The organism is Micromonospora sp. NPDC049645 (assembly GCF_040675155.1).
GTDB lineage: Bacteria > Actinomycetota > Actinomycetes > Mycobacteriales > Micromonosporaceae > Micromonospora.
Genome location: NZ_JBFAOI010000002.1, coordinates 615,785 through 626,233 on the forward strand (window position 1 = coordinate 615,785; position 10,449 = coordinate 626,233).

Here is a 10,449-nt window from a genome sequence, read left to right on the forward strand (position 1 = left end):
CCTACTGCCGTGGCGGTTGCCCGTGGTTTCCGGCCAGGCGCAACAGGCTGGTCCGGATGCCGTCGAGCAGTTGTTCAGCGGACCCCGACCGGAAGGCCGGGGTGGCGTAACTCAGGTCGACGCGGAGCCGGCGGCCGGTGAGCGACCCGGTCACGTCGAAGGGGAAGGGCCAGTGCCCGTCGCTGTCCTCGGTCGGCCCGAACGGCGCCGCGCAGACGTCGAGGAGTTGGTTGGCCGGGGCGACGTCGTCGAACCCGAAGCCACCCATGTAGTTCACCGCGACCGTCGGCGCTGCCGTCGCGGCCAACCCGGCGCGTACCTCCTCGTCGGGGCAGAGGTACCGCAGCAGCCCGTAGCCGATGCCGTTGTCCGGCACCCGGGCGAGCTGCCGGATCACCGAGCGCGCCGAACGCGTCGGGTCGACGGTGGTGGGCAGCTGCAACCGCAGGGGATAGAGCACCTGGAACCAGCCGGTCGTGCGGCTGACGTCCAGGTCGTCGAAGAGCGGCTCCCGGCCGTGCCCGGTGGTGGCCACGGTGATCGCACCCCCGTCGGTGCGCCCGGCGATGGTGGCCACCACCGCCCACACCAGCAGGTCCCGCACACTGGCCCCCAGCCGGCGCGCGGCGGCGTGCAGCCCGTTGGTGGCCGCCTCGTCCACCGTCACGGTGGCCAAGCCCAGGTCACCGAGGCGGAACGGCCCGGTCTCCGGCTCGTCCGCGAGTCGGCGCAGCACACCGTCATCCGCCTGGGCCAGCCAGAACGGCAGCTGCTCGGCGAGCCGCGTCGAACCGGCGTACTCGGCCAGCCGCCGCGCCCACGCCCGGTAGGACGTGGTCTTCGGCGGCAGCACCGGCTCCTCGGCGCGTTCCAGTTGGCCGCACAGGGTCTCCAGGTCGGCCAGGAGCAGCCCACGGGACACGGCGTCCACCACCAGGTGGTGGTTGACGATCAGCAGCCGGTCGGGCAGCTCCGGGCCGAGCCGGAAGTGCGCCACCCGGGTCAGCGGGCCGCGTTCGAGATCCAACGAGGTCTGCGCCTCGGCGCAGCGCGCCTGCACCGCCGCCTCCCGGTCCTGCGCCGGCAGGCCGGTCAGGTCGTGGCTGACGAACGGGACCGCGTCGGTCGGGTCGGCGTGCTGCTGTCGCCAGCCGCCGTCCGCGAGCCGTACGAACCGCAGTCGCAGCGCGTCGTGCTGGGCGACCAGCCGGCGTACCGCCTCGCGGAGCAGGTCGGTGGGGAGCGGACGGGCCAGCTCAAGGTAGTAGGGGTGGTTGAACAGGGCGGGCCGGGCCATCGTGGGCGCGAGCAGATCGGTGAACCAGCGTTGCGCCCCGGTCAGCGGCGCGTCGCCGCGCACCTCGCCCTGCTCGGCGTCGAGCGTGGTCGCCGACTGCTCACCGAGGCTGGCGGCCAGCTCGGCGACGGTGGGGTGGCGGACCAGCTGACGGGGCGTGACGTCGATGCCGACCGTCGCGCAGCGGGCCACCAACTGCATGGCGAGCAGCGAGTCGCCGCCGACGGCGAAGAAGTCGTCGTGGATGCCGAGCTGGTTGGTGCGCAGCAACTCCGACCAGATCGTTACGAGCTGCCGTTCCCGCTCGGTACGCGGGGCGGCGGCGGCCCGGTCGGCGGACCGCCGGTACCCGTCGGCGACGGCGACCCGCACCGCCGCCGCGTCGGCCAGCTCGGTGGCCACCTCGGCCAGCAGACCCGGCGCAATCCGGTCGACCGGCTCGTCGGTGTCCGTGGACCGGGCGGCATCGCTCGTGCCGGCGCTGTCGAGCGACCAGAGGCCGCGCAGCACCGGCGCCGGCCCGGTCTCCGGGTCGAACGGCAGCGCCAGGGTGTCCGGGGGGCCGGGTTCGGTGGCCGGGTGCAGGAGCAGCGTGGTCGCGTCGACGGGCGGCGTCGGGGCGTACCTGATGATGTCGGCGGCGAGCAGCGCGGACAGCTCCGGGGCCTGCGGCGTCGAACTGAGCAGCACCTCGCGCCCGGTCCGGGCCTGGGCGGCGAGCAGCCGGGCCAGCTCCGCCTGCCGCGACGTCGGCCCGGCCGGTACGACCAGCCGGCGCAGCGCCGGATGCCGCACCGCGCGGCGTACCAGGAGGGTCCCGGCGACCACGGCGAGTTCCGGCGACCACGCGTCGCCGGCGTTCAGCTCCGGCACCCGGTAGCGGCGCGCCCACGCCTCGACCGACACCACGTCGAGACCGGGCCGAGCGTCGCGCAGCCCCCCGGTCAGCTCGGTGAAGAGCGCGTCCCACGGTGCTGTCCGGTAGGCAGGAGTGGCCGGGCAGACCGCGATCGTCAGCGGGGCGGCGCTCCAGGCGCGGTAGGCGTCCACCGCCGCCAGCAGCTCCGCGTGGAAGTCACGCAGCCCGCCGACCGCCGCGCCGAGCGGACCGGGCGGCAGCCGGTCCGCCCAGCTCAGCACCAGCACGTTCCGATCGCGGGCGGAGGTCGCGAGGCCGGCGACCGGGTCGCGCAGCAGCCGCAGCAGCGCCCCGGAGGGTAGCTGGCCGAGGACGTGCGGCAGGCCGAGCAGTCGCGTCCAGAAGCGGACGGTCGCCGCCAGCTCGGGCAGCTCGACCGTGCCGCCCACCACCAGGCGGGGCGCCGTCGGCGTGGTCCGTCGAGCGGCCGACACGGGTCGGGCCGCTCCGACGATCGGCTGGTCCGGTCGCCGCACCCCGTCGTCGAGCACCCGCCCCAGCCCGGTCAGCAGCCGGACCATCCGCTCCGGTGCGAACAGGTCGGCGCGGTACGCCAGGTCGGCGTGCAACTCGTCGCCCTGCCAGCTGAGACTGAGGAACAGGTCGAAGTCGACCCCGACGCTCGGCACCTCCACACCGGTGGCGGTCAGCCCGGCGAACCGCGGCACCTCGTCGGGGCCGTCGATGACGTTCAGCACGCACTGGAACAGCGGGTGGTGCGCGGCCTGCCGGGGCAGGCCCAGCGCCTCCACGATGGACGCGAACGGCAACCCCTGGTGCCGGTACGCCTCCCGCGCCGTCCGGTACGCCCGAGCCACCAGTTGACGGAACGTGGGCCGCCCGGCCACGTCGACCCGCAGTGGCAGCAGGTCGGCGAAGCAGCCGATCAGCGGGGCGAGTTCGGCCCGTTCCCGGCCCGCCGTCGGCACGCCGAGCACCAGGTCGGACTGACCGCTCTCGGCGTGCAGCAGGGCGGCGAAGCCGGCCAGCAGGACGGCGAACGGGGTGACGCCCTCGGCGCGGGCCACCTCTCGCACGGCCGCCCCGAGACCGGTGGCCAACCGCTGGGACTGGTAGCCGGCCGCGTCGGAGCGCTCCTCGGGGCGCTGGTGGTCGGTGGGCAGCTCCAGCAGGGTCGGCGCGTCCCGCAGCCGATCCCGCCAGTACGTCAGGTGCGGCTCGACCTCGGTCGAGGTCAACCAGTCGCGCTGGTGGCGGGCGTAGTCGGCGAACTGCACCGGCAGCGGCGGCAGCGGCCCGTCGGCGCCGGTGGCGTGGTGCGCGTACCGGGTGGCGACCTCGTCGAGCAGGATGCTCCACGAGGTGTTGTCGCAGACGATGTGGTGCATCCCGAGCAGCAGGTGCCAGCGGTGCTCGGGCAGCCGGACCAGGCGGGCCCGCAGCAGCGGGCCGGCGGCCAGGTCGTACCGGTGGGCGGCCAGGTCGCCGGCCGCCCGCCGCAGCGCGCGGGCCTGCTTCGCCGTCGGCAGCCCGGTCAGGTCCAGCGTCTCCAGCCACGGGTCCAGGTACGGCCGCACCACCGGCTCCGGCTCGCCGCCCCGATCCCGGAAGGTGGTCCGCAGCACCTCGTGTCGGGCCAGCGCGTCGTTCAGCGCCCGGCGCAGCGCCGCCTCGTCGAGGTCGCCGCGCAGCTCCAGCGCGGCGGTGGTGTTGTGCCGGACCACGTCGTCGCCGAGCTGGTCGAGGGCCCAGAGCCGGACCTGCGCCGACGACGCGACGGCGGGTGTGCCGGGCGCGGCGGGGGTCAGTGGGGCGAGCGCGGTGGTGTCGGTGTCGTCGGCGTCCAGCAGCGCCGCCAGCGCGGCCACGGTCGGGTTGGTGAACAGCGTGTAGAGCGACACCTCCCGGCCGAACTCGGCCTGCACCCGGGACAGCAGGTGGGTGGCGAGCAGGGAGTGACCGCCGAGGCGGAAGAAGTCGCTCGTCACCCCCACCTGGTCGACGCCGAGCGCGCTGGCCCACAGGTCGGCCAGTCGCTGCTCGGTCGGGGTGCGCGGCGCGACCGTCTCCGCGTCGTCCGGGCCGGCCGTCCGGGTCGGTGCGGGTCGACTCCGCTCGGCCACCGCGGCGGCCGTGCTCAATCCCTCGATCAGGTACGCGGCCCGCTCCGGCCCGATCGGCGCGGCCAGTTCGCTGTGGGTCTGCGGGCCGGGCGGGTCCAGCGGCCAGACGTGGGCGAGGAATCGGCGCGCCTCGTCCCACCCGGCGGGCACCGTGAGCGCCACCACGTCCGGGTTGTCGCGCCGAAGCGCCGCCACCGTCTCCGGGTCGGTGTCGAGCACCACCGTGCTCGCCGGGTCGGCGTCGGCCAGCGCGGCGGCCAGGCCGTCGGGCGGGCAGGCGCGCACCTGGTGGCCGGGCAGCGCCTCGGCGAGCCGCTCGACCGGCAGTCGAGCACCGTCGACCAGCACCTGTCGGTGCGGCTGACCGGCGGCCCGGCGCAGCTCGCGTACCAGGATCGTGCCCAGCGCCGCGAAGTACTCGCCGGTGTACGGCACGTGCCCCAGCTCGTCGGCGCGTTCGTCGCCCACCTCGCTGACCGGGTACCTGTCCGCGTGGTCGGCGGCCCAGACCGCGTGCACGCCCGGCGTCTGTGCGGCCAGTACGCTCAGTCGGTCGTCGAGCCGACCGTCCGACCGGCGTCGGTCCACACCCGACGATGCGGGGCAGACCACCAGCAGCAGCGGGGCCTCGCTTCGCCGCCGGTACGCCGCCACCGCCGCCGCAAGGTCGTCCATCGCGGCGTCCAGGGTCGCCTCCCCGGCGTCGCGGTCCTGCCGGCGTAGCCAGTCCTCCCAACGCAGCAGGCACACGGTCGCGTCGGCCGGCGGCCCGGCGAGCAGGTGCGCCACCAGTTGCCCGTAGCCGACCAGCTCGACCGAGGCGGGCACCCGCAGAAAGCGCAGCCAGAACTCCACCGGGTCGCGCACCGGGTCGACGGTGAACGTGGCGGCCAGCGCGATCCGCTGCCGGCGCAGCCCGGGCACCTGCGACAACGGCCGCTGCGGGGCGTCCGCCATGGCGCACAGCAACTCCGGTAGACGGCCCACCGTCGCGGCGATCGTCTCGTCGAGGTAAAGGTCGGCGTTGAAGTCGACCGCGCCCTCGATCCGGTCGCCGTGCGCGGTCAGGCTGACGAACAGGTCGAAGTCGGTGAGGCCGTTCTCGGCGGCCACCGGCGTGAAGGTGACGCCGGCCGCCTGTCGCTGTGCCACGCCGCCATCGGTCATCGTGGCCAGCACCTGGAACAGTGGGTTCACGCTCGGGTCGCGGACCGGGCGGACCTCCTCCACCACCCGCGCGTACGGGGCCTCCTGGTGGGCGTACGCCTCGCTGACGGTGCGGTGGACCCGGCGGGCCAACTCCCGCACCGTCGGGTCGCCGGTCGCGTCCACCCGCAGCACCACCATGCTGGCGAAGCAACCGATCAGCGGTTCCAGGTCGGTGCTCGCCCGCCCGGCGGCGGGCATGCCGAGCAGCAGGTCGTCCTGACCGGTGGCCTGCCGCAACAGGGCGCTGAGCCCGGCCAGGACGACCGCGTTGACGGTCACGCCGGCCGACCGGGCCAGCCCGCCCAGCGCCGCCGTCGTCTCGGCGTCGACCGTGAAGGGCAGGCTGCGGCCCCGGTGGGTCTGCACCGGCGGCCGGGGGCGGTCCGGCGGCAGCGTCGAGCGGGCCGGCGCGGTGGCGAGCCGCTCCCGCCAGTGCGCCAGGTGTCCGGCGAGTTCACGTTCGGCCTCCGGCCGGCGGCGGGCGGCGACGTGCGTGACGAACCGGGTGGGCAGTGCCGCAAGCCCGGCCGGGGCGTCACCGGCGAACTCGCCGTACCAGCCCACCACCTCGTCGACGAACACCCCGGCCGACCAGGCGTCGAAGACGATGTGGTGGGCGGTCACCAGCAGCAGGTGCTCGTTGTCGGCCAGGGCGAGCAGCCGGAGCGCGAGCAGCGGGCCGGTGGTGAGGTCGAATCGGATCGCCGCGTGGGCCGCGGTCTCCCGGTCGGCGGCGGCTTGCCGTTGCGACGGCGGCAGGGCCGTCAGGTCGACCACCGGCAGCGGCAGCTCCACGGCCTCGCGGACCCGCTGGGTGACGGTGGAGTCGGTCGGCACGAAGACGATGCGCAACGCGTCGTGCCGGGCCACCACCGCGTTGATCGCCCGGTGCAACGCCGCGACGTCCAGCCGGCCGGTGATCCGCTCGGCGAACGGCACGTTGTAGACCGGGGTGCCGGGCTCCAGCCGGTCCAGGAACCAGAGCTGCTCCTGGGTGAAGGAGAGCGGGTACGCGGTGGTGGCGTCCGGCCGCCGCGCACGGGCCTGGCGCAGTCGCAGGGCCAGCAACTCCCGCTGTTGCGGGGTGAGGCCGGCGAGATCCGGGTGCAGGTCCTGGCTCACCGGGTGCCCCCCTCGACGTCCGTGCCCCGCGTCGCCGGGGTTCCGGCGAGCAGGCGGGCCAGCGGGGGAGGAGAGTCGTTCAGGTAGAGGTGGCCCCCGGGCACGACGGTCAGCGAGAACCCGGCGGTGGTGCAGGCGGCCCAGCCGGCCATGTCGTCCGGGCTGATCAGCGGGTCGTCGGCCGCCGCCACCGCGTCCACGGGCAGCGGCAGAGGCGTCACCGTGCTCGGTCGGTACGACGCCACGACGGTCAGGTCGGCTCGTAGGGTGGGCAGGATCAGCGCCAGCAGGTCCGGGTCGGCGAACACCTCGTCGGGCACCCCGCCGAGGTCACCCATCCACCGGGTCAGCATCGCGTCGTCGAGGCGGTACGCCGTACCGATCGGTGCGTTGTCCTGCGGCGGGCGCGCCGCGGAGACCACCAGTCGCTGCGGTGCCGGGCCGCCCCGGGCGACGAGGCGGGTGGCCAGCTCGTACCCGATGAGGGCGCCCATGCTGTGCCCGAAGATCGCGTACGGGGCCGGCACCCGTTCGACGATCGCGTCGACCAGCGGGGGTGCCAGGTCGGCCATCGTGCTCAGCGGCGGGTCGGCCATCCGGCGCTCGCGGCCGGGCAGCTGCGCGGTCCACACCTCGACGTCGTCGCCGAGCAGCGTCGGCCAGGGCAGGTACGCGCCGGCGCCGGCGCCGGCGTACGGGAGGCAGACCAGCCGCAGTCGGGCGGCCGGCCGCGGCGCGGCGCAGCTCAACCAGGCGGCGGCACCTGTCGGTCGGGTGGCGGACGTCGGCGGTGGCATGCGAACCCCGTTCCTGCTCAGCACGGCGACGACGGGTGGTGTCGCCATGCCCGCACACGCTAGGAACGACCCGTGACGGCGGTCTTAGCGTCGGATGAGGGTTAGCTGCGGTGTGTGCTGCGGGTGACCGGAACCGGTCCGCTGTGGACCGGGCCGGAGTGGGTCACGGTGCCTCGACGACCTCGCGGCCGAGCGGCCAGAACGCGGCCGGTACGAGCTTGAAGTTCGCGATGCCGAACGGGATCCCGATGATCGTCACGCAGAGGGCGATGCCGGCGAGGATGTGGGAGAGCGCGAGCCACCATCCGGCCAGCACCACCCAGAGGATGTTGGCCACACCGGAACCGACACCCGCGCCCGGCTTGGGCACCAGGGTGCGGCCGAACGGCCACAGCGAGTAGACGGCGAGGCGCAGCGACGCGACACCGAACGGAATGGTGATGACCAGGGCGAAGCAGATCAGTGCGGCGATGCCGTAACCGACCGCCAGCACGATGCCACCGCCGAACACGAGCCACAGCACGTTCAGTACGAAACGGATCACCATTCCAGCATGAAACATGCTCGCCACCGGCCGGTCCGGGGCCGGGTACGTCGCCCGCCGTCGCCGTGGGGCCGACCGCTGTAAGGTACGCGAAAACCTTTCCGCGCGGCCCGTTCCGGCGTGTGGCAGCCCGGTCTCGGAAGCTCAGGAGGAACGTGTGGCGTCCGACGACCGCTGGTTGCTCGACATCCCGATCGCGCACCGTGGACTGACCGGCGACGATCGACCCGCCAATTCGCTCGCGGCGTTCGAGGCGGCTGCCGACGCGGGTTACGCCTGCGAGTTGGACGTGCAGCTCACCCGCTCCGGTGAGCTCGTGGTCGTGCACGACTACGAATTGACGGCGCTCACCGGTGCGGCGATCGACACCGCGGCGCTGACGCCGGCCGATCGGCAACGGCTCAGGTTGCTCGGCACCGACCAGGTCGTGCCCACGCTGTCGCAGGTGCTGGATCGGGTCGCCGGACGGGTGCCCCTGCTGATCGAGTTGAAACGGCCGATGCTCGGGCTCAACTTCGATCTCGTCGACGAGGTGCTGCGGCAGACCGCCGACTATTCGGGGAGGTACGCCGTCGAATCCTTCGACCCGTTGCTGGTGGCGGCGCTGCGGATGGCGGTGCGGAAGATGGCGCCGCATCGCCGGGTTCCGGTGGGGCGCATCTGCGGACTGCTGCGCACCGCCGGGCCGCTGACCCGGATGGTGGGCCGCAGTATGGTCAGCAACCTGGTCACCCGACCTGATTTTCTGGCGTACGAGGTGGACGCGTTTCCGTCCGGTCTGACGGCGTGGTGGCGTCGGCGCGGTGTTCCGGTGATCGCCTGGCCGGTCGCTTCACCGGAGCAGGAGACTTTCGCCCGTCAATACTCCGACAACATCGTATTCTCGGGCTATAGACCGTCGCATGGGCAGCACCTAGCATCGTGACGTGTCTGTTGACCGAGGACAGAGCGGGTTGCTCGCCGAGTCGCAGAACGGGGCTCCCGGCGATCCGTTACAGGTCTATCGCGCCCTGGCACAGGACAGCGTCGACAAACTCAGGGACCATTACGACTGGCGGGCGAAATGGCACCGTCGACTGTTCCGTTCCACCGGCATCCTGGTCATCGTCGTCAGTGCGTCGTTGCCGCTGCTGGCCGGCTTCAGCTATCCGGGTAAGAATCTGGTAATCGCGGTCTCGGGCGTCGTCATCGCGACCGCCACCGCACTACGGACCTTTTATCAGTGGGATCAGATGTGGGCGCTGCTGCGGCGTACCCATTTCGGGCTCATCGAGGCCAGCAACCAGTGGAGACTCGCGTTCGGCCGTGCCGAGGCGACCACCGACCCAGCCGAGCGGGAGCAGCGGGCCTACGAGGCGACCGAAGCGCTGTTGGCGAAGATCGAGAGCATTCGCGGTGCCGAGACGGAGAAGTTCTTCAGCTCGTTGGCCTTCCCGGAGGACTCCGCGTTGGCCGGCAGGCCGTTCCGCCCCTGACCGGCGCCCGGTCACTCAGGGCCCATGGGAGACCTGAGCCGGAACCCAGGGCTACGCGGCGGAAGCTCCCGCAGGCCGGACGGACGCCGACGCCCCGATGACGGCGGGCATGAGACGCGCTGCGCACTATGTGATCGCCGGACCGGTCGGCATCGCCGCCTACGGCCTCGTCCGGCTGTGGGGAAGTCCGACGGGTGTACGGCCCCGGGTTCGACTGGCAGGCCGCGCACCGCGCGGCCGGTCAGTTCGGCAGACCGGCGCAGGCGACCCCGTCGATGGTGCACGCCTTGGGAGCCGATCCGGTCAACGAGCCGTTGACCCGGAACGTCACCCGGAGCGAGGCGCTGCCCGGCACCTGACCGGCTTCGCCGTCCGGCACGAACGTCCACACCGCGCCGTCCCGGCTGGCCCGTGCGCCCTCGACCCCGCTGATCCCCAGCGACTCTCGGGGCAGGGTGACGACCAACGTCCACTGTGCCGCCGGGACCGACCCGGGATTGTTGATCGTCACGACCGCGCCGTAACTGAGCAGCGCGTTGTCCGCGACGGCGAAGTCGGCGTTCAGGGCCGCCGGGGTGGGCGCGGCGGTCGTACCGGTCGGTGTGGGCCTAGTCGACGCCGCGACTGCCGGTGGGACGGAGGCGGCCGAGGCGGGCGGGGGAGCGGGCGCCGCCGGGCTGGTGAGCGCCGGTCGCGCCTGCGCCCGGGGCGTACCGGGCGGCGACGTGCCCACCTGCTCCGTCGACGGCGGCGGGTCCAGGGTCACCGGGGTCAGCTTCTCCGGCGTACGCAGCACCCCGACGACGGACACGGCCGTCGCGATCAGCACCCCCAGCGCCGCGAGGACGGCCACCCAGGTGGCCCGCGAGACGTCCTCCCGACCGGTGAGCACCCGCCGTGTGGCCGTGACGAGGGCCACGACCCGATCCAGCAGGATGATCGCCACGGTACGGCGTGGTTGGGATGGTGTTGCCGGCACTGCCTGTTTCTCCTTCAGTTCGT

Annotated in this window: 6 protein-coding genes; 2 read left to right on the forward strand and 4 right to left on the reverse strand. The window is 73.5% G+C overall.

Going from position 1 to position 10,449, the window contains the following annotated elements; genetic code table 11:
• Nucleotide 1 precedes the first annotated feature (1 nt).
• The 3 genes from AB0J33_RS08175 to AB0J33_RS08185 all read right to left on the reverse strand — a co-directional run bounded on the left by AB0J33_RS08175 (nt 2) and on the right by AB0J33_RS08185 (nt 7,972).
• Entirely contained in the window at nt 2-6,631 is a 6,630-nt protein-coding gene (locus AB0J33_RS08175) for a condensation domain-containing protein (RefSeq protein ID WP_363611208.1), read from the reverse strand.
• Complete coding sequence (locus tag AB0J33_RS08180; RefSeq protein WP_363611210.1) at nt 6,628-7,476, reverse strand: alpha/beta fold hydrolase; 849 nt, start codon at nt 7,474-7,476, stop codon at nt 6,628-6,630. The genes AB0J33_RS08175 and AB0J33_RS08180 overlap by 4 nt, the downstream gene beginning before the upstream one ends.
• Before the next feature lie 115 nt (nt 7,477-7,591).
• Nucleotides 7,592-7,972, reverse strand: a complete 381-nt coding sequence (locus AB0J33_RS08185; protein ID WP_363611380.1) for a YccF domain-containing protein — start codon at nt 7,970-7,972, stop codon at nt 7,592-7,594.
• A 157-nt stretch (nt 7,973-8,129) separates the two neighbouring features.
• Here AB0J33_RS08185 and AB0J33_RS08190 point away from each other — a divergent pair, with 157 nt between their 5' ends.
• Nucleotides 8,130-8,897 carry a glycerophosphodiester phosphodiesterase family protein gene (locus tag AB0J33_RS08190; protein WP_363611212.1) on the forward strand — a complete coding sequence of 256 codons (768 nt, stop codon included), beginning with the start codon at nt 8,130-8,132 and terminating at the stop codon, nt 8,895-8,897.
• Between the two features lies 1 nt (nt 8,898).
• Nucleotides 8,899-9,447: an SLATT domain-containing protein gene (locus AB0J33_RS08195; protein WP_363611214.1), complete on the forward strand. Its 549-nt coding sequence runs from the start codon at nt 8,899-8,901 to the stop codon at nt 9,445-9,447.
• A 241-nt stretch (nt 9,448-9,688) separates the two neighbouring features.
• Here the strand turns inward: AB0J33_RS08195 and AB0J33_RS08200 are convergent, their stop codons facing one another.
• Nucleotides 9,689-10,426: a cellulose binding domain-containing protein gene (locus AB0J33_RS08200; RefSeq protein ID WP_363611216.1), complete on the reverse strand. Its 738-nt coding sequence runs from the start codon at nt 10,424-10,426 to the stop codon at nt 9,689-9,691.
• Nucleotides 10,427-10,449 lie beyond the last annotated feature (23 nt).